At 58.2% G+C, this 19,557-nt stretch carries 20 protein-coding genes; 13 read left to right on the forward strand and 7 right to left on the reverse strand.

Going from position 1 to position 19,557, the window contains the following annotated elements:
• Positions 1 to 41: 41 nt before the first annotated feature.
• A complete protein-coding gene (gene tolA / locus RE418_RS20620) occupies positions 42 to 482 on the reverse strand; it encodes a cell envelope integrity protein TolA (protein WP_089181673.1) in 441 nt (146 codons plus the stop codon).
• Between the two features lie 346 nt (positions 483 to 828).
• Here tolA and RE418_RS20625 point away from each other — a divergent pair, with 346 nt between their 5' ends.
• The 3 genes from RE418_RS20625 to uspF all read left to right on the forward strand — a co-directional run bounded on the left by RE418_RS20625 (position 829) and on the right by uspF (position 1,970).
• Positions 829 to 1,062 (forward strand): YgdI/YgdR family lipoprotein, encoded by a 234-nt coding sequence (locus tag RE418_RS20625; RefSeq protein WP_019454814.1) that lies wholly within the window; start codon positions 829 to 831, stop codon positions 1,060 to 1,062.
• Between the two features lie 12 nt (positions 1,063 to 1,074).
• On the forward strand, positions 1,075 to 1,302 hold the full coding sequence (locus tag RE418_RS20630; protein ID WP_025302531.1) for a YgdI/YgdR family lipoprotein: 228 nt from the start codon (positions 1,075 to 1,077) through the stop codon (positions 1,300 to 1,302).
• Between the two features lie 218 nt (positions 1,303 to 1,520).
• Positions 1,521 to 1,970, forward strand: a complete 450-nt coding sequence (gene uspF / locus RE418_RS20635) for a universal stress protein UspF (protein WP_025302530.1) — start codon at positions 1,521 to 1,523, stop codon at positions 1,968 to 1,970.
• Between the two features lie 345 nt (positions 1,971 to 2,315).
• On the opposite strand, the gene RE418_RS20640 is transcribed toward uspF, so the two are convergent.
• Together RE418_RS20640 and icd are read right to left on the reverse strand one after the other, a co-directional pair.
• Entirely contained in the window at positions 2,316 to 3,215 is a 900-nt protein-coding gene (locus tag RE418_RS20640; protein ID WP_025302529.1) for an HNH endonuclease, read from the reverse strand.
• A 210-nt stretch (positions 3,216 to 3,425) separates the two neighbouring features.
• On the reverse strand, positions 3,426 to 4,679 hold the full coding sequence (gene icd / locus RE418_RS20645) for an NADP-dependent isocitrate dehydrogenase (RefSeq protein ID WP_015377612.1): 1,254 nt from the start codon (positions 4,677 to 4,679) through the stop codon (positions 3,426 to 3,428).
• 131 nt (positions 4,680 to 4,810) lie between these two features.
• On the opposite strand from icd, the gene rluE reads away from it, so the two are divergent.
• The 4 genes from rluE to mnmA all read left to right on the forward strand — a co-directional run bounded on the left by rluE (position 4,811) and on the right by mnmA (position 7,461).
• A complete protein-coding gene (gene rluE, locus RE418_RS20650) occupies positions 4,811 to 5,437 on the forward strand; it encodes a 23S rRNA pseudouridine(2457) synthase RluE (RefSeq protein ID WP_060447273.1) in 627 nt (208 codons plus the stop codon).
• Positions 5,438 to 5,459: 22 nt separating this feature from the next.
• Entirely contained in the window at positions 5,460 to 5,798 is a 339-nt protein-coding gene (locus tag RE418_RS20655) for a lysozyme inhibitor LprI family protein (RefSeq protein WP_025302527.1), read from the forward strand.
• Positions 5,799 to 5,807: 9 nt separating this feature from the next.
• Complete coding sequence (locus RE418_RS20660) at positions 5,808 to 6,254, forward strand: NUDIX hydrolase (protein ID WP_025302526.1); 447 nt, start codon at positions 5,808 to 5,810, stop codon at positions 6,252 to 6,254.
• Between the two features lie 106 nt (positions 6,255 to 6,360).
• On the forward strand, positions 6,361 to 7,461 hold the full coding sequence (gene mnmA, locus RE418_RS20665; RefSeq protein WP_049204195.1) for a tRNA 2-thiouridine(34) synthase MnmA: 1,101 nt from the start codon (positions 6,361 to 6,363) through the stop codon (positions 7,459 to 7,461).
• Positions 7,462 to 7,510: 49 nt separating this feature from the next.
• Here mnmA and kup read toward each other — a convergent pair whose 3' ends face one another.
• Positions 7,511 to 9,379 (reverse strand): low affinity potassium transporter Kup, encoded by a 1,869-nt coding sequence (gene kup, locus RE418_RS20670; RefSeq protein ID WP_016928067.1) that lies wholly within the window; start codon positions 9,377 to 9,379, stop codon positions 7,511 to 7,513.
• Positions 9,380 to 9,710: 331 nt separating this feature from the next.
• On the opposite strand from kup, the gene hflD reads away from it, so the two are divergent.
• Positions 9,711 to 10,337 carry a high frequency lysogenization protein HflD gene (hflD, locus tag RE418_RS20675; protein ID WP_025302523.1) on the forward strand — a complete coding sequence of 209 codons (627 nt, stop codon included), beginning with the start codon at positions 9,711 to 9,713 and terminating at the stop codon, positions 10,335 to 10,337.
• 22 nt (positions 10,338 to 10,359) lie between these two features.
• A complete protein-coding gene (gene purB / locus RE418_RS20680) occupies positions 10,360 to 11,730 on the forward strand; it encodes an adenylosuccinate lyase (RefSeq protein ID WP_033652066.1) in 1,371 nt (456 codons plus the stop codon).
• 48 nt (positions 11,731 to 11,778) lie between these two features.
• Here purB and RE418_RS20685 read toward each other — a convergent pair whose 3' ends face one another.
• From RE418_RS20685 to RE418_RS20695, 3 genes are all read right to left on the reverse strand, one after another.
• Complete coding sequence (locus tag RE418_RS20685) at positions 11,779 to 12,483, reverse strand: GNAT family N-acetyltransferase (RefSeq protein WP_025302521.1); 705 nt, start codon at positions 12,481 to 12,483, stop codon at positions 11,779 to 11,781.
• Positions 12,484 to 12,498: 15 nt separating this feature from the next.
• A complete protein-coding gene (locus RE418_RS20690; RefSeq protein WP_089180809.1) occupies positions 12,499 to 12,951 on the reverse strand; it encodes a GNAT family N-acetyltransferase in 453 nt (150 codons plus the stop codon).
• Positions 12,952 to 13,066: 115 nt separating this feature from the next.
• A complete protein-coding gene (locus tag RE418_RS20695) occupies positions 13,067 to 14,587 on the reverse strand; it encodes a PLP-dependent aminotransferase family protein (RefSeq protein WP_089180808.1) in 1,521 nt (506 codons plus the stop codon).
• Positions 14,588 to 14,886: 299 nt separating this feature from the next.
• On the opposite strand from RE418_RS20695, the gene RE418_RS20700 reads away from it, so the two are divergent.
• The 4 genes from RE418_RS20700 (at position 14,887) to RE418_RS20715 (ending at position 19,556) form a co-directional block, all read left to right on the forward strand.
• Complete coding sequence (locus RE418_RS20700; RefSeq protein ID WP_025302518.1) at positions 14,887 to 15,603, forward strand: gluconate 2-dehydrogenase subunit 3 family protein; 717 nt, start codon at positions 14,887 to 14,889, stop codon at positions 15,601 to 15,603.
• A gap of 2 nt (positions 15,604 to 15,605) precedes the next feature.
• Positions 15,606 to 17,384 carry a GMC family oxidoreductase gene (locus tag RE418_RS20705; protein ID WP_025302517.1) on the forward strand — a complete coding sequence of 593 codons (1,779 nt, stop codon included), beginning with the start codon at positions 15,606 to 15,608 and terminating at the stop codon, positions 17,382 to 17,384.
• 17 nt (positions 17,385 to 17,401) lie between these two features.
• Positions 17,402 to 18,676 carry a cytochrome c gene (locus tag RE418_RS20710; protein ID WP_089180807.1) on the forward strand — a complete coding sequence of 425 codons (1,275 nt, stop codon included), beginning with the start codon at positions 17,402 to 17,404 and terminating at the stop codon, positions 18,674 to 18,676.
• Between the two features lie 115 nt (positions 18,677 to 18,791).
• Positions 18,792 to 19,556, forward strand: a complete 765-nt coding sequence (locus tag RE418_RS20715; RefSeq protein WP_025302515.1) for a GntR family transcriptional regulator — start codon at positions 18,792 to 18,794, stop codon at positions 19,554 to 19,556.
• The last annotated feature ends 1 nt before the right edge of the window (position 19,557 follow it).

Consider the following 19,557-nt stretch of genomic DNA (forward strand, 5'->3'; position numbering starts at 1 on the left):
AAAACACTGCGTTATCCCAACCCCTTATTTCATCTAGCTGCTTAAGGACGCAGTTGCAACGTGATAATTTGGAACGCATTATGGGCCTCTGCCGTCGGCGGCTTAGGGAAGCGCGAATCGGCAATTGCCTTCATGGCGGCGCGGCAAAGATCCGGATCGCCTCCTTCAGTTCGAACACCGATTGGCATACCGTCCGGCGCCAGCGTGATACGCAATATGCAACGCTTGCCCGAGTAGGCTTCGGCATCTTTCAAATGGCTTTGAATCACGGCCTGCAACTGGGCGATATAGCGTTCTTTCTCTTTTCCCGGTGCCGGCGCCTTTGGGTCGCCAAGATTGGCGAAAAGATCGTCAACCTTTTTATTTTCCGGATTGCTTTGGCTGGGGGCTGTACTCTTGGCACACCCCGTTAATGCCAGTGCGAACATTCCCGCCAATAATATGGCGGCGCCGGTTTTGTAGCCTGAATGCGTAATTTTCATATCCCTGTCCTTATGGATGATTATCAGCCAAATCAACGTGGTATTTGACAAGACCCCCGGTCAATACTTATACAGAATTCACGTAAAACCGCCAATGACATCAAGCTCTGGCGCGCGGAAAATCGTGAGTAGATGATGATATGAAACTCTAACCCCATCGGCGGGCCGTACGCCTGAAGGCCATGACTTATCGACACCCCTCGAATGGGCAATCACTCCATCAATAAATTAAGAAATTCTTAATTTTTTATCGCATTAAAAGCACTTTTAACGCTAGCAATCTGGAGATTCTGCCTATACTTACTTTCCTGCCATTAAATTCATTTAAGTAACCAGGATGGTAAGTATGAAAAGTAAACGACTCTTTGCCGCGCTTCTTACTGCGACCACGGTGATGTTCATGGCGGGCTGCGCTTCCAATCAGGCGATTAAAACAACGGATGGCAAGACTATTGTCACCGACGGCAAGCCTCAAGTCGATAAAGATACCGGGTTAGTCTCCTACCGAAATGCAGAAACGGGCAAAACGGAACAGATCAATCGAGACCAGATTGCAAACATGAGTGAGTTGGATAACTAAAAGGAGCTTCAAATGAAAAAAGCGCTTGTTCTTCCCGCGATCGCCCTGGTTGCTATCGCCACACTGTCAGGCTGCACACGCACCAGCTACGCTATTCATACCCACGATGGCCGAACGCTCATCAGTGACGGTAAACCGAAAGAAACCTCTGCCGGTTTGCTCGGTTATACCGATGCCAATGGCGTTAAACAGCAAATCAACAAGACGGAAGTCAAAGAGGTTTCAGAGATCCCTCATTAAGGTTCCGATAATCTTAGCCCGCTAAAACCTAGGGAGCCCATGGCTCCCTCCCAACTCAAACACCAACCGTGCCTGCCCGCGTTTAATGAGAACGTCGATAACCACCTGACATTTCAGCAGACAACGTTCTCAGGTTTGCCATACGGATCTCCCCTTTCCCGGCGTCGAACGGCTATAATCCAAGAAGTGGAGTTATTTGATAACGATAAGGAGGGAGTATGTACAAAACTATTTTGGTTCCCGTGGATATTACCGAGCCGGAATTAACACAGCAGGTCATCCCGCATGTCAATGCGCTCGCCAGGCTCGAAGACTCCCACGTCCATTTCCTGGCGGTGATCCCGTCTCGCGCCACCTACGCGGCCTTCGGCTTTGCCGCCACCGCGGCGGTGGAAACCAAAGATGAAACTATTGCGGTAGCGACCGAGGGGCTGGCAAAAGCGGCGAAACAATTCAGCGTTCCCGAGGATAGAGTGACCACCCATGTGGCCGTCGGCGATCCCAAAGATCAGATCCTGGAACTCGCTGATGCGCTTAACGCGGAGATTATTGTGATGGGTTCCAACCGCCCTTCTGCAATGACTTACCTCCTCGGCTCGAATGCCACCGCCGTCGTCCGCCACGCCAATTGCCCGGTGCTGGTCGTGCGTGAATCGGCTAACGCTTGATATCTCTTACTCATTTGAACAATAAAAAACGGGAGCCCTAAGGCTCCCGCTCCCATTCAAGCGCCAAACACGCTTACATGTGTTTAATGATAGCATCGCAAGATTACTAGGCAGCGTTTGAATCTAGAGTGTATGACCAGCGATTTTCAACATTACTGATAACAACATCGATACATGGTCAATGCGATACTATCGGCCATAATCACAGTGACATGCCCCCATGGATTAATACAGTTCGCACTCTAACGAAAGTCCGCTTCTGGCAGAGAACTGCCCATCAGATTGGGATTGGTTCTGTACCGTATCAGGTCTGAACTAATACACTTGAGGGTCCCCCTCAAGCTTTTACTCTTTCTCGAACCCAAACGTCACGCGGTGCCGTTTTAAGTATTTTTTATTCTCCCCAAACAGCCCATCAATTTTTGAGTCCAAGGGAATTTTTAAATCATGAAGCAAACCTGCATATTCTTTCTTGTGCAATAAGCGTCCATTATCATCAAAACTGATCATGCCCCGGTCGAACAATCTGTCCAGGTTAGGAATCAGGGGGAATCCGTTGTAAGGGTCAACTTTCTCTTTGTCATTTGAGATAGACCACGAAACAATATGAGAAGCGGTTAGCATTGACTCAAGCGCAATGCCGGTGACCGCACATTTTCCGCCCCACTTCTTAAATAATTTATCGCGGTAGGGGCCGTGACCAACGCGAGCCTGAATGACGGCTGCTTTAGTGCTTCCTCTCGCCTCTTTTACCGTGGCCGTCTGTTTATTGAAGTCTATTGAAACGTTATCGTTAATAAAACTTGCTATCATTTTTGCTGCAGCCTCGGGTATTTCGCACATGTAAGTCTGCGTACAAAACCCGTTTTCAGCAAAAACTGTTGGCCGACTTAACTCATTAAACACAGTCAGAAATATGTCACTGAACTGCAAAACATCGATCGGGTGCTCTAAAACGGTCAAATCTACTTCTACTCGGGTACCTTCACGCTCCCACTTATCAAAAGATCGATTAGGTGGCCGCGGTGCATCATCAGCATCGGCTGTAGCAGTCGCTACATAGACAATCTCTCGATCCTTATTACAAAAGATGACGTCACCTGCTTTTACATCCTTCACTGTCTCCCAGGAGGCATTACTAAACTTTTTCCCGTGCTTATTCATGCCATATTGTGGAGCCCAGAGGAAATTTTGTTCTTTAACCTCATTAAAACTGCTACCAATATTCACCCAGAAAAAGCTCATTAACACTCCTTGTAGAATTTTATCTCATGCAAAAAAATGCGGCTGCAGGTAGTTTATCGTCCATTTCATTGCAAAGTTTAGACGCAGCTCAACCTTTAGATCTATACGCTCTAAAGCGCCAAAATGGCCGAGTTTTGATAACCGTTGCAGTTTGAATAATAAAAAACGGGAACCATCAGGCTCCCGTTATCATTTAACGCTAAAACACCATTACATGTGTTTAACGATAGCGTCGCCAAACTCTGAACATTTCAGCAGTTTAGCGCCTTCCATCAGGCGTTCGAAGTCGTAGGTCACGGTCTTAGCTGCGATAGCGCCTTCCATGCCTTTAACAATCAGGTCAGCCGCTTCGAACCAGCCCATGTGACGCAACATCATCTCTGCGGACAGGATGATGGAGCCTGGGTTCACTTTGTCCTGGCCGGCGTACTTCGGCGCGGTGCCGTGAGTCGCTTCGAACAGCGCGCAGTCGGAGCCGATGTTGGCGCCCGGCGCGATACCGATGCCGCCAACCTGGGCCGCCAGGGCGTCGGAGATGTAGTCGCCGTTCAGGTTCATACAGGCGATCACGTCGTATTCCGCCGGGCGCAGCAGGATTTGCTGCAGGAAGGCGTCGGCGATCACGTCTTTAACCACGATCTCTTTGCCGGTGTTCGGGTTCTTGATCTTCAGCCATGGGCCGCCGTCGATCAGCTCGCCGCCGAACTCTTCGCGCGCCAGCTCATAGCCCCAATCCTTGAAGGCACCTTCGGTGAACTTCATGATGTTGCCTTTGTGAACCAGGGTCACGGAGTCGCGGTCGTTGGTGATGGCGTATTCGATCGCCGCACGCACCAGACGCTTGGTCCCTTCTTCGGAGCATGGCTTCACGCCGATACCGCACTGCTCTGGGAAGCGGATTTTCTTCACGCCCATTTCGTCGCGCAGGAATTTGATCACTTTGTCCGCTTCGGCGGAGCCGGCTTTCCACTCGATGCCGGCGTAGATGTCTTCGGCGTTTTCGCGGAAGATCACCATGTCGGTCAGCTCAGGCTGTTTCACCGGGCTTGGAGTGCCCTGGTAGTAACGCACCGGGCGCAGGCACACGTACAGGTCCAGCTGCTGGCGCAGGGCCACGTTCAGAGAACGGATGCCGCCGCCGACCGGGGTGGTCAGGGGGCCTTTGATGGCGACGCGGTAGTCGCGGATCAGGTCCAGAGTTTCGTCCGGCAGCCACACGTCTTTACCGTAAACGTGGGTAGATTTTTCGCCGGTGTAGATTTCCATCCAGGAGATTTTACGTTCGCCGTGGTAAGCCTTTTTAACGGCCGCATCAACCACGTGGATCATGGCAGGAGTCACGTCAACGCCAATGCCGTCGCCTTCGATGAACGGGATGATCGGGTTATGAGGAACAACCAGTTTACCCTGGGCGTCAACCGTGATTTTTTTACCTTCTGCCGGAACAACTACTTTGCTTTCCATCAACCTCTCCTTCAAGCGCAATTTTGTTAATGCTTTGTAAGATGCGTGTAGATACTACTTGAATATTCGGTCCGCGCCAATCCGAAACGGATTCGGTTATAATGCGCTTATCATCCGTAATCTCAACTGTTATGAAAAAATTCTCTGTTAGAAATCACAACGTTAAACGATTCAGCAAGCCGAATACCGCCAAACCCGCCGCGCCGAAGGGGCCGCGTCGAATTGTGTTATTCAACAAGCCCTTCGACGTGCTGCCGCAGTTCACCGATGAAGCCGGCCGCGCCACGCTGAAAGAGTACATCCCCTTCCCCGACGTTTACGCCGCCGGGCGTCTGGATCGCGATAGCGAAGGGCTGCTGGTGCTGACCAACGACGGACAGCTGCAGGCGCAGCTCACCCAGCCGGGCAAGCGCACCGGCAAAATCTATTATGTGCAGGTCGAGGGCGCGCCGCAGGAGAGCGATCTGGCGCCATTGCGCAGCGGCGTCACGCTGAAAGACGGCCCGACGCTACCCGCCGGTGTTGAGTTGGTGGCCGAGCCTCAGTGGCTATGGCCGCGCAACCCGCCGATCCGCGAGCGTAAATCCATCCCCACCAGTTGGCTGAAAATCACCCTGTTCGAAGGGCGAAACCGCCAGGTGCGTCGCATGACGGCGCATATCGGGTTCCCTACCCTGCGCCTGATTCGCTACAGTATGGGTAATCTTTCGCTGGGTTCACTGCAGCCTGGTGAATGGAAAAGCATCGATTCCCTGTAGACCGATAACTGATGGAGGCGCCATGAAATCCACGCCGATCGCGCTGCTGCTCGCCGCTCTGGCGGCCCCGTTCGCGGCCCAGGCCGCCAGCTTCGACTGCGCCAAGGCAGCAAACCGCGATGAGCAAGCCATCTGCGCCAACCGCACGCTGAACGATTTGGATGTGCAAATGGCCACCAAGTACCAATTCCTGCGCGGCCTGTTCGCCATGGGCGCGCGTGGCGCGATGCAGGACAGCCAGCAGGCCTGGCTGGCAAAACGCCAGCGGTGCGGCGGCGATACCGCCTGCCTGCTGCAAAGTTATCGCACCCGCATCGCCGAGCTGGACGACATCTACCGGCGCATCGACAAACCGCTGTAAGGAGACCGCATGTTCAAACCGCACGTCACTGTGGCCTGCGTGGTACACGCCGCCGGCAAATTTTTGGTGGTCGAAGAGACCATCAACGGCAAAGCGCTATGGAACCAGCCGGCCGGCCACCTGGAGGCCGACGAGACGCTGGTGCAGGCCGCCGAGCGCGAGCTGTGGGAAGAGACCGGTATCCGCGCCACGCCGCAGGCGTTCCTGCGCCTGCACCAGTGGATAGCGCCGGATCGCACGCCGTTTCTGCGTTTTTGCTTCGTTATCGAGCTGGAACAGCCGCTGCCGACCGAGCCGCACGACAGCGACATCGATCGCTGCCTGTGGCTGAGCGCCGACGAGATTTTGCAGGCGCCCAACCTGCGTTCCGCGCTGGTGGCGGAGAGCATTCGCAGCTACCAGCAGCCGGAGCGCTATCCGCTGTCGCTGGTCGGCAGCTTCGCCTGGCCGTTTTAAGGGCGCCGAGCAGCACAAGATGACCAGTGCGCCGGCGCGGCCAACGTGGTAAAATCCTGCGCTTGTTTTTATCAGCACGGTTCGTGTTCAAGTTCGTGAGATCCCCATGTCAGACAACAGCCAGAAAAAAGTAATCGTCGGTATGTCCGGCGGCGTCGACTCCTCCGTTACCGCCTATCTGTTACAGCAACAGGGCTATCAGGTCGCTGGGCTGTTCATGAAAAACTGGGAAGAAGACGACGACGAAGAGTACTGCTCCGCCGCGACCGATCTGGCCGACGCGCAAGCGGTCTGCGACAAGCTGGGCATCGAACTGCACACGGTGAACTTCGCGGCGGAATACTGGGACAACGTGTTTGAGCTGTTCCTGGAAGAGTACAAGGCCGGCCGCACGCCGAACCCGGACATCCTGTGCAATAAAGAGATCAAATTCAAAGCCTTCCTGGAGTTTGCCGCCGAAGATCTGGGGGCCGATTTTATCGCCACCGGCCACTACGTGCGTCGCCAGGACGTGGACGGCAAGAGCCGCCTGCTGCGCGGCGTCGACGGCAACAAAGATCAGAGCTACTTCCTCTATACCCTGAGCCACGAGCAGGTGGCGCAAAGCCTGTTCCCGGTCGGGGAGTTGGAGAAGCCGGAGGTGCGCCGCATCGCCGAACAACTGGAGCTGGTCACCGCCAAGAAGAAAGACTCCACCGGTATCTGCTTTATCGGCGAACGTAAATTCCGCGACTTCCTCGGCCGCTACCTGCCGGCGCAGCCGGGCCCGATCGTCAGCGTCGACGGCCAGACCGTCGGCGAACACCAGGGCCTGATGTATCACACCCTGGGCCAGCGCAAAGGGCTGGGCATCGGCGGCATGAAAGACAGCAGCGAAGATCCGTGGTACGTGGTGGATAAAGACGTGGCCAACAACGTGCTGGTGGTCGCGCAGGGGCACGATCACCCGCGTCTGATGTCCGTCGGCCTTATCGCGCAGCAGCTGCACTGGGTTGATCGTCTGCCGCTGACCGGCCCGTTCCGCTGTACGGTGAAGACCCGCTATCGCCAGCAGGACATCCCTTGCACCGTGACCCCACTCGACGGCGAGCGCATCGAAGTGCGTTTCGACGAGCCGGTCTCCGCCGTCACCCCCGGCCAGTCGGCGGTGTTCTATCAGGGCGAAATCTGCCTCGGCGGCGGCATTATCGAACAGCGCCTGGCATAATTCGTCTGTTGCAAGAAAAACGCTGCGTTTACCGCAGCGTTTTTTTTATTCAAAATTCCACCTGTGCCCCCAGTTCAATCACCCGATTCGGCGGGATTTCGAACAGATCCGGCGCCCTCAGCGCGTTGCGCTGCAACAGCTGAAATACCTTGCCACGCACGCGCAGATACCAGGGGCGCTTGCCCAATACCAGCGTATCGCGCGACATGAAGAACGAGGTCTCGTTCATGGTGAAGCTCATCCCCTCCAGCCCGCAGCGATAAAGGATGTCCGTCACGTTGGGCGTCTCGCGCCAGCCGTAGCTTGCCACCACCCGCCAAAAGCTCGCCGACAGCTGTTCAATCGCCACCCGCTGCACGTTATGCACGTACGGCATGTCGGTGGTGACGATGGTCAGCAGCACCACACGCTCATGCAACACCTTGTTGTGCTTCAGGTTGTGCAACAATACCAGCGGCACCGCATGCGGTGTGCGCTCCATAAACACCGCGGTGCCCGGCACCCGCTTCGGCGGCGCTTTCTCCAGCGACTCGATCAGCGCGCTCAGCCCTTCCTGATTGTCGCGCAACCGGCGGATCAGGCGCGAACGCTCGGTCTTCCAGGTCAGCATGATCAGCAGAATCGTCAGCCCAAGCGCCACCGGCAGCCAACCGCCGGTCGCCAGCTTGATCAGGTTGGCACCGAACAGCGGTACGTCGATGCACAGCATGACCAGCAGCATCAGCCCGCCCAACGCGCGCGGCCAGCCCCAGTTTTTCACCGCCACAATGCTCAGCAAAATCGACGACAGCAGCATGGTGCCGGTCACCACGATGCCGTAAGCCGACGCCAGGTTGCTGGAGTGTTTGAAACTGATAATCACGATCAGCACCGCTGCGAACAGCAGCCAGTTCACCACCGGAATGTAAATCTGCCCGGATTCCTGATCGGAGGTATAGATGATACGCATCGGCGGCAGGTAGCCCAGCCGCACCGCCTGGCGCGTCAGCGAGAACACGCCGGAGATCACCGCCTGCGAGGCGATCACCGTCGCCAGCGTGGCGATCACCAGCAGCGGGATCAGCGCCCAGGTCGGCGCCAGCAGGAAGAACGGGTTGTTGATCGCCGCCGGATTGGCCAGCAACAGCGCCCCCTGGCCGAAATAATTCAACACCAGCGCCGGTGCCACCAGCGTAAACCACGCCAAACGGATCGGCTTTTTACCGAAGTGGCCCATATCGGCGTACAGCGCTTCGGCACCGGTGACCGACAGCACCACCATGCCCAACGCAAAGAATGACACCGCCTTGTATTCGAGGAAGAAATTCACCGCCCAGTAAGGGTTCAGTGCCCGCAGCACGCCGGGGTGATGCAGAATACCGCCGATGCCCAGCAGCGCCAGCGTCAGGAACCAGATAACCATCGCCGGGGCGAACAATTTGCCGACGCTGCCGGTGCCGCGTTTTTGGATCGCGAACAACGCGGTCAGCACCAGCAGCGACAGCGGCACGATAAAGCTGTCCAGCTCGGGGGCGATAATCTGCAGCCCCTCGATGGCCGAGAGCACCGAAATGGCCGGAGTGATCACCCCGTCGCCGTAAAAGAAGCTGCCGCCCACCAGCCCGATCAGCACCGCCGCCGGTACCCAGCGTGCATCCAGCTTGCGGATCGCCAGCGACATCAGGGTCAGAATGCCTCCCTCGCCGTCGTTGTCGGCACGCATCACAAAACAAATGTACTTAATTGACACCACCAGCGTCAGCAGCCAGAAAATCAGCGACAAAAAGCCGTAAATCGAGGCCGGCGTCAGGGTGATGCCCTCCTCCGCCGTCAGGCATTCGCGCAAGGTATACAGCGGGCTGGTACCGATATCGCCGTACACCACGCCGATGGCCGCCAGCGTTACCGCCGGCAGTGGCTGCTTGTTTTTTACGTGCATATAGAGGTCTTTATTTGAGGGGCCACGTTGGCAGTATAGATGCAGCCACCGCACTTTATTTGTCGCCGCAACAATAAGTTCGCACCGCCGCGCCGGCGATTTTCGCCGCCTATTTGCGCAGTTCTGCGCCGCACGGCGCATCCGCCTTGCCGCAGGCGTATTAGACGCTGGGTTTACCCTCGATTTTGTGGCATGATCCGCGGCATTCGTTGTCATCGTTGTTACAGCCACGCCCGATCGTTCCCGTTCGCGGCCGCCGCCGTTACCCTGGCGATACACACAACCTTATGCAGTAAGCCATGTACCGTTCACAGCGTTTACAGGAGTATTCGTGGCGAAGAATTATTATGACATCACGCTAGCCATGGCGGGCATCAGCCAGGCGGCGCGTTTGGTTCAGCAGCTGGCCCACGAAGGGCAATGCAATCGCGAAGCCTTTCAGACCTCGCTGAAAAGCCTGCTGCAGATGGACCCGCCCTCCACGCTGGCGGTGTTCGGCGGCGAGGAGCGCAATTTGATGGTCGGCCTCGAAACCCTGATGGGCGTGCTTAACGCCAACAACAAAGGGCCGGGCGCGGAACTGACCCGCTACACCATCAGCCTGATGGTGCTGGAGCGCAAGCTCAACGCCAACAAACAGGCGATGAACACGCTCGGTGAACGCCTCGGCCAACTCGAACGCCAGCTGGCGCACTTCGATCTTGAGTCAGACACCATCATCAGCGCGCTGGCCGGCATTTACGTCGACGTGGTCAGCCCGCTCGGGCCGCGTATCCAGGTAACCGGCTCGCCGGCTATCTTGCAGAACCCGCAGGTGCAGGCCAAGGTTCGCGCCACGCTGCTGGCTGGCATTCGCGCCGCCGTGCTGTGGCAACAGGTTGGCGGCAGCCGCCTGCAGTTAATGTTTTCCCGTAATCGTCTGTTCAAGCAGGCGCAAAATATCGTTGCTCATTGTTAATCGATCCCAGGAGTTGCTACCGATGGAATTATCCTCACTGACCGCCGTTTCCCCCGTTGATGGACGCTACGGTGATAAAGTCAGCGCACTGCGCCCCATTTTCAGCGAATACGGTCTGCTGAAATTCCGCGTACAGGTTGAAGTACGTTGGCTGCAAAAACTGGCCGCCTGCGCAGAAATCAAGGAAGTTCCCGCTTTTGACGCCGACGCAAACGCTTTCCTCGACAAAATCGTCGCTGAATTCAACGAAGAAGACGCTCAGCGTATCAAAACCATCGAGCGCACCACCAACCACGACGTGAAAGCGGTCGAGTATTTCCTGAAGGAAAAAGTGGCGGCGGTGCCTGCGCTGCACGCGGTGTCCGAGTTCATCCACTTCGCCTGCACCTCCGAAGACATCAACAACCTGTCGCACGCGCTGATGCTGCAAAGCGCCCGTCAGGACGTGGTGCTGCCTTACTGGCGTAAAATCATCGATGCGCTGAAAGGGCTGGCGCTGGAATACCGCGATATCCCGCTGCTGTCGCGCACCCATGGCCAGCCGGCGACCCCGTCGACCGTCGGCAAAGAGTTCGCCAACGTGGCTTACCGCATGGAGCGCCAATACCGCCAGCTGGAGCGCGTGGAGATCATGGGTAAAATCAACGGCGCGGTCGGCAACTACAACGCCCACATCGTCGCTTACCCGGAAGTGGACTGGCATCAGTTCAGCGAAGCGTTCGTGACCTCGCTCGGCATCACCTGGAACCCGTACACCACCCAGATCGAGCCGCATGACTACATCGCCGAGCTGTTCGACTGCGTAGCGCGTTTCAACACCATTCTGATCGACTTCGACCGCGACATCTGGGGCTACATCGCCCTGAACCACTTCAAGCAGAAGACCATCGCCGGCGAAATCGGTTCTTCCACCATGCCGCACAAGGTCAACCCGATCGACTTCGAAAACTCCGAAGGCAACCTGGGCCTGGCCAACGCCGTGCTGGGCCACCTGGCGGGCAAACTGCCGGTCTCCCGTTGGCAGCGCGACCTGACCGATTCCACCGTGCTGCGTAACCTGGGCGTGGGCCTGGGCTATGCGCTGATCGCCTACCAGGCCACCCTGAAGGGCATCAGCAAGCTGGAAGTGAACCAGGCGCACCTGCTGGACGAACTGGATCACAACTGGGAAGTGCTGGCCGAGCCGATCCAGACCGTGATGCGCCGTTACGGCATCGAGAAGCCTTACGAGAAGCTGAAAGAGCTGACTCGCGGCAAGCGCGTGGACGCCGCCGGCATGCAGGCGTTCATCGATGGCCTGGCGCTGCCGGAAGAAGAGAAAACCCGTCTGAAGGCGATGACCCCTGCCAACTACATCGGCCGCGCCACCACCCTGGTCGACGAGCTGAAGTAAGCGCTTTAGCCCGATAAAAAGGCGGCCCGCGGGCCGCCTTTTTGCTTATTATTCGCCGCGCAACACCTGCAGCCGAGCTATCTGCCGCCCCTGCGCATCGAAGTTGTCCGCGCTAAGCCAGCGCGCCAGCGCCTGTCGTACCGTCGGCCACCGGTCGGCGGTGATGGCGAACCAGTCGGTATCCCGGCTGCGCCCCTTGACGATCACCGCATAGCGGAAGTTACCCTCGTAGCGAAAGCCAAAGCGCAGCGCAGCCTGGCGGGAGGGTGCGTTATGGCTGTCGCACTTCCACTCGCAGCGGCGGTAGCCCAGCGTGTCGAAGGCATAACGCAGCAGCAGCGCGATAGCCTCGGTGGCGCTGGAGCGCTGTTTCATCAACGGCGACCAGCTGACGTGGCCGATCTCCAGCACGCCATTGGCCTCGTCGATGCGCATCAGCGCCACCGTGCCCACCGGCGCGTCGCTGGCGGCGTCGAACACCGTCAGATTAACCAGCGTCGGGTTGGCCTGCAGCGTTTCCAGATGCTGCAGCATCGCCGCCGGCGTATCGGGCCGCTCGATAGACAGATAGGTCCAGTCGCGGCCGTCCGGCGCCAGTTGAAACGCCTCGAACAGCGCGGCGTAATCCCGCTGCGGCTCGAGCGGCGCCAGCGAGCAGAAACGCCCGCCGAGCGTCGCGCCGCCCGGACGGCGAGCCGGCTGCCAATCCGGCATCGGTTCGCCAATCGGCTGACCATAACGATTCATTGCCATACACGCCTCCTGCGGTTAACGGGTATAAACGATAAACGAGCTTCTTCTGCCGATTTTGTCGTACAGCGAGCGCGCCGGCGCGTTGTACTCCTGGGTCATCCAGTAGACCCGATCGCTGCCGCGCCTCTCTGCCAATCGGTACGCCTGTTCGAACAGCTTTTCCGACACCTTATGGCCGCGCGCCTGCGGCGACACATAGAGATCTTCGATATAACAATAGCCGACTGCGCTCCAGGTGGACGGGTGGAACACCAGGTTCATCAGCCCCAGTAGCTGGCCGTCGGCATCCTCCGCCACCAGCCCGTACACCTGTTCATCCTGCCCCAGGCGTTCGAAGGTGCGATCGGTCACCTGCGGCGCCACATCGGCGCGGTAAAAGTCGAGATAGCCCTGCCAGAGCGCCAGCCATTGCGCTTTGTCGTCGCCATTGATTCTGCGGATAGTCACTTCAGGGTTTGATGGGTTCATAACGCCTCACGGTGTAAGATATTATTTCCATTAGGGAAATAATCGGATAGCGGCAGAATACACCGCATGGCGGCGGTACAATACGGACCAATCTGAAACACCGAGCAGACCAATTTTAGCCATCGCTTTCCACCGGCAGCGCGTTGAACACCTGCGCCAGCGTGGCGATAAAGCGCACGATCTCATCCGGCGTATAGGCCGAGAAGCCGAGCACCAACGCCCCGCGCTGCGGTGTGCCGGTGTAGAAGTCCGCCAGGCCGTACAGCCGTATCCCCCTTTCGGCGGCCGCCACCACCAGCCGCCGCTCCGTCGCCGCATCCGCCAACGGGCAAACCAGCTGCAGCCCGCCCTGCGGCAGCGCCGGACGCGTCCAGGCAGTAAGGTGACGATGCACCGCGTCGTACAGCACGTCCAGCCGCGCTTTGTACAGCGTGCGCATATTGCGCAGATGCTCAGCGTAGCCGCCCTCGTGCAGGAAGTGGAACAGCGTCATCTGCGCCAGCGCCGACGTGTAGCCGTCCTGAAACTGCCTGGCGGCGACCAAGGGCCGCACCAACTGAGGCGGCGCGATCATGAAACCGATGCGCAGCCCCGGAAACAGCGTCTTGCTGAAGGTGCCGATGTACAGCGTACGCCCGCCGCTGTCCAGTCCCTGCAGCGCCGCCTTGGTTTGCCGGTCGTAGTTGAACTCGGCGTCGTAGTCGTCTTCGATGATCCAGGCCCGGCAGCGCTGCGCCCACTGCAACAGCGCCAGCCGCCGCTCGAGGCTCAGCGAATACCCCAGCGGGTAATGATGGGACGGCGTGATGTAAACGCCCCGCCCGCCGCCCGAAGCCTGCATGAACTGCCCGACGTCCAGCCCTTGTTCATCGATGCCGATCGGCCGCGCCTGCAGCCCCGCCGACTGCACCAGTTTTTTTGCCCCCTGGTAACCCGGCTCTTCGACGAATACCGCATCGCCGGGATCGAACAGCACCTGCGTACACAGCGCCAACGCCTGCTGAGAGCTGGTGACCACGATCACCTGTTCCGCCGTCGCCTTGACGCCCCGCTCCCGCTGCAGATAGTGCGCGATCTCCGCGCGCAGCTCCGGCAGCCCTTGCGGATCGGCATACCCCAATAATCGCTCGCCGTGCCGCCGCAGCGCCTGCTTTTCCTGCTGCAGCCATTGCTCGATGGGGAACGCCCGCAGGTCCGCCAGCGAAGGCGTCAGCGAAGCCTGGCGGCAGGTGTGCGGCGTATGGCTGACCGCCAGCAGCGCCCGGCCGCGATCGCTCAGCTCGCGCTCCGCCAGCCGCGCCTCTTGCCCCGTCGCCGTCGTCAGCAGTTCACGGCCGAGCAGCGTGTCACTACGATAACGCACAAAGCTGCCGCGCCCCACCGTTCGGCTGATGAACCCCTCAGCCTCCAGCCGCGCGTAGGTCTGTTCCACCGTGTCGCGCGCCACCGTCAGCCGGGCCGCCAACGCACGGCTCGGCGGCAGCTTCGCCCGCCAGGGCAGTTCTCCGGCGGCAATCAGCTGCAACAGGGCCTGATGCAGCGCCGAACGCCGGGTCAGGCCTTGTTGCAGACCTGGCGAAAAAGCCGCCGCGATCGCCTCTTCTATGGCATACGGCTCGTTGATGCAGTTTTCCATGGCACTCCAATGTGAGTTAAGCGGAACACGACCTTATTGCACTTCGCCGGCTCACCGTGAATGTTAACAAATTGATCCCGATCAACTGAAATGTAAAAAAAACGTTTTGAAACAGATCATTTATTGTTTCTTCACACTTCTCGATCTTAGACTTAATTACCATACAAGTAGCTTGCTAACTATATATGGTGATAGACGACCTCTCCTTTCCCCGCCTGTTTACCGTCGCTGGAGAGCGACGGCGCAGGTGATGCAAAACCTGCGCGGGCATTACTGTGAAGCATGTTCAAGGTGGAATTATGTCGCAACAGCATATCCCTACGCCGCCCCGGCGTGAATTTTTGAAAAAAACGCTGGCGCTGATCCCGTTAGCCGCTGCCGGTAACGGTCTCATGATGGTAAACGCCCAGGCAGCGCCGGCTGCGGGCATCTCGCCGAATTACGTTCCGGTTTATTTCAACAACGAAGAGTGGCGATTCTTGCTGGCGGCCTGCGATCGGCTGATCCCCAGCGACGAGAACGGCCCCGGAGCCGTCGATCAGGGGGTCCCGGTATTCATCGATCGCCAAATGGAAACACCCTACGGCCATGGCGGCCTGTGGTACATGCACCCGCCGTTCGTGCCATCGGCGCCGGAGTTGGGCTATCAGTCCAAACTGACGCCGCGCGAGACCTATCGCAACGGTATCCTCGCGTTCAATGAGCTCTGTCAACGTCAGTTCGGCAAAGTTTTCGCCGAGCTGTCTCATGGCGAGCAAGAACAGCTGTTGACCGCGTTGGAAAGCGGCCAACTCGATGCGGATACCTTGCCGGGTAAAGCTTTCTTCGAACAGCTGCTGCAAAACACCAAAGAAGGTTATCTGGCCGATCCGATCCACGGCGGCAACCAAACGCTGGCATCATGGAAATTGATAGGCTTCCCCGGTGCGCGCGCGGACTTCGCCGATTGGGTCAACAAACCCAACCAACCCTATCCTCTTCACCCGGTCAGTATCTCCAGCAAAAGGAATGCATAATCATGAGCACAATAAAAAAACCACCGGTAGATGTGGTGATCGTCGGCTTTGGCTGGACCGGCGCCATTATGGGAATGGAATTGACCGACAGCGGCCTGCAGGTGCTGGCGCTGGAACGCGGTGAACGGCGCGATACCTACCCTGATTTCGCTTATCCGCGTATCGCCGATGAACTGACTTACGGCATTCGCCTCAAGCTGGCGCAGGAAATGGCGCATGAAACCGTCACCGTGCGCCATACGCCGGCGGATTTCGCGGTGCCTTATCGCCAGCTCGGCTCTTTTTTGCCGGGCAACGGCGTCGGCGGAGCCGGCGTACACTGGAACGGCATGCACTGGCGCGCCCTGCCTTCCGATCTCAAACTGCACACCACCCTCACTGAAAAATACGGCGCCAACTGGATCCCGGAAGGCATGACGTTACAGGACTACCCCCTCAGCTACCAGGAGTTGGAGCCTTACTTCGACAAGTTCGAGAAGGTGTGCGGCACCGCCGGTAAGGCCGGTAATCTGCAGGGTGAGCTCATCAAGGGCGGCAATCCGTTCGAAGGGCCGCGTAGCAATGACTACCCGACGCCGCCGCTTAAACAGCTCTACTCGGGCTCACTGTTTGGCAAAGCCGCCGAATCGCTAGGCTACCATCCGTTTGCTATCCCCGCCGCCAACTGTTCCGAACCCTATACCAACCCGTACGGCGTGCAGCTTGGCCCCTGTAACTTCTGCGGTTACTGCGAACGTTTCGGCTGCTTCATGTACTCCAAGGCCTCGCCGCAGTCGACCATCCTGCCGGTACTGACACAGCGTAAAAACTTTGAGCTGCGCACCCAGGCGCAGGTGATCAAGGTCAATCTGGACAGCAGCGGCAAAAAGGCCACCGGCGTCACCTACATCGACGAGCAAGGGCGTGAAGTAGAGCAACCCGCCGATCTGGTGATCCTCAGCGCTTTCCAACTCCATAATGTTCGCCTGCTGCTGCTTTCCGGCATCGGAAAACCCTATGATCCGGTCACTGGTGAGGGCGTGGTCGGCAAGAACTACGCCTATCAAATGAACAGCGGCATTTCTCTCTTTTACGATCGCGATACCCATTTCAATCCCTTTATCGGCGCCGGTGCCGCCGGAACGGTGATCGACGATCTTAACGGGGAAAACTTCGACCACGCCGATCTCGGTTTTATCGGCGGCGCCTACATCTCCGCCACCCGCACCGGCGGTCGGCCTATCCAGCAAATGATGCTGCCGCCGGGCACGCCGAACTGGGGCAGCGGCTGGAAACAAGGCATCCGCGACAATTACCCGCACTCAATGAGCATCGGCTCGGAAGGATCGGTGATGCCATACCGCGATTGCTATCTGGATTTGGATCCCACCTATAAAGACGCCTACGGTCAGCCTCTGCTGCGTATGACCTTCGACTGGAAATCGAATGAGATCAAAATGACCCAGCATATCACCGCTAAAATGGCGGACATCGCCAACGCTATGAAACCAAAGCAGATGGCTATCTCGGTAAGAAAAACCGGCGATCATTATGACGTGCGCCCCTACCAATCCACTCACACTACCGGCGGTGCCATCATCGGCGACAATCCGGTCACCAGCGTGGTGAACAAATACCTGCAATGCTGGGACGTGCCCAATGTATTCGTCACTGGCGCCTGTGCATTCCCGCAGAACCTGGCCTACAACCCAACCGGCATCGTCGGCGCGCTGGCTTATCACTCTGCCGAAGCGATCCGCGAGCAATACCTGAAAAACCCTGGCCCGCTGGTGCAGGCATAACGCCTAAGGAGCTCAAGATGAAAGGATTTACACCCACATTGCCGGTGCTGCTGTTGCTCGCCGCAGGTGCGGTTAAGGCGGCCGACGCCCTCCCTTCCACGGCGCGAATTGAACACGGTGAATATCTGGCGCGCGCAGGGGATTGCGCGGCCTGCCACACCGCGCCCGGCGGCGCCCTCTTCGCAGGTGGCCTGAAGATGACCACGCCGATCGGCGCTATTTACTCCACCAACATCACGCCCGATCGCCAAACCGGTATCGGCGGGTACAGCCTGCCCGAGTTCGCCGATGCGCTTCGCAAAGGCATCGCGCGCGACGGCAGGCGGCTGTACCCGGCCATGCCCTACCCGTCGTTTGCCAAAATCAGCGATGACGATATCCGCGATCTTTATCTGTATTTCACGCAAAAGGTCAGCGCAGTGGCGCAGCCGAATCGGGAAAGCGACATTCCCTGGCCGCTCAGCATGCGTTGGCCGCTGGCATTGTGGGATCTGATCTTTCGCGAAGACGGTGTTTATCAGCCGGATGCGCAGCGCGGCGCCGAGTGGAATCGCGGTGCCTATCTGGTTCAGGGGCTCGGTCACTGCGGCACATGTCACACGCCGCGCGGTATCGGCTTCCAGGAAAAGGCGCTCAGCCAAAGCGATACAGCCTATCTGAGCGGCGGGACGTTGGAGGGCTGGCATGCCGCTAACCTGCGCGCCGATACCGCCAGCGGCTTAGGGGACTGGAGTGCGCAGGAGATCACGCGCTTTCTGAAAACCGGCCATACCCAACGTTTCGCCGCCTTCGGCTCAATGGTGGAGGTGGTACAGGACAGCACGCAACATCTGAACGATGACGATCTGAAAGCGATCGCGGTCTACCTGAAATCGCTGCCTGCCGGTGATGAGAAGTCATCGCCGCCGCGCAACGACAGCATCGCCCAGGCGTTGTTCACCGGTAAGGTCAACACGCCCGGCGCACAAACCTACCTGGACAACTGCGCTGCCTGCCACCGTAGCGACGGCCAGGGGTATCGCAACACGTTTCCTCAGCTGGCACGCAATCCGGCGTTGCTGAGCGAAGATCCGTCGTCGCTGATCAGCATCATCCTCTACGGCTCACGGACGCCGGTAACCATCGGTGCACCTACCGGCCTGACCATGCCGGACTTCGGTTGGCGGTTGAGCGATGAACAGGTCGCTCAGCTCGCGACCTTCGTGCGCACCAGTTGGGGTAACAGCGCCCCGGCGGTCAGCGCCGATCAGGTGAAAAACATTCGCTCCGGCGATAACCCGTCTCAGCCATGAACCAGTGGGCATCCTATGCCCACCCATCGTTATCGCCGGGCGGCGGCAGTTGCGCTGCCCGGCGAAATCCCCTTAAATAAGCCATCGCAATGCGGCTACAGGATTTCCGTCGGCTATGAGCAAGGAGACCAACCAGCGTCTGCTGGACAAACTGCAGCAGGATCTGGCCAGCGCGGGCGCGATGCCGCTGTATTTGCGCTTCAACGCCTCGGTGCGCCAGGCTATCGATCAAGGATTGCTGAATGCGGGGGATTTTTTGCCCAGCGAGCGCCTGTTCACCGAACGGCTCGGCATCTCGCGCATCACGGTACGCAAAGCGTTGGCCTGCCTCGAGCAGGACGGCCTCATCGGCCGTTCACGCGGTTACGGCACCTTTATCCAACTGCAACGGCCCGAACCGAAGCTGTTCTATTCTTTGGCAGACGTCAAAGGATTCTCGAGCGAGGTGTTACAGCAGGGGCGCCGGCCAGATACGCAATGGATCAGCCGCGAGCGGGTACCCGCCAGCGCCGAACTGGCTGAAAAGCTGCAGCTGGCGGCCGGAACGCCGATCTACACACTCAAACGCATTCACTTGATCGATCGGCGGCCGATGTCGGTGGCGGTGTCCTACGTGGTGGTGGCGGCGATTGCCAACGTCGACGAGATCGGCATCTCGCTGTACGACTACTTCCGGCGCAATAACGTCGAAATGGGATCGCTGCGCAGCCAGGTCAGCGCGGCGATGGCCGACGACGACATCCGCCGGGCGCTGCAATTATCAGAACCGATGCCGCTGCTGATCGTGCGTCAAACGCTGTTCGACCACAGCAAGAAGCCGATCGAATACAGCGAAAGCTTCTGCCGCAGCGACATGTACGAGTTTACCAGCGAAAGCTGAT

Source organism: Serratia sp. szju, assembly GCF_044594185.1.
Classification (GTDB): domain Bacteria; phylum Pseudomonadota; class Gammaproteobacteria; order Enterobacterales; family Enterobacteriaceae; genus Serratia; species Serratia bockelmannii.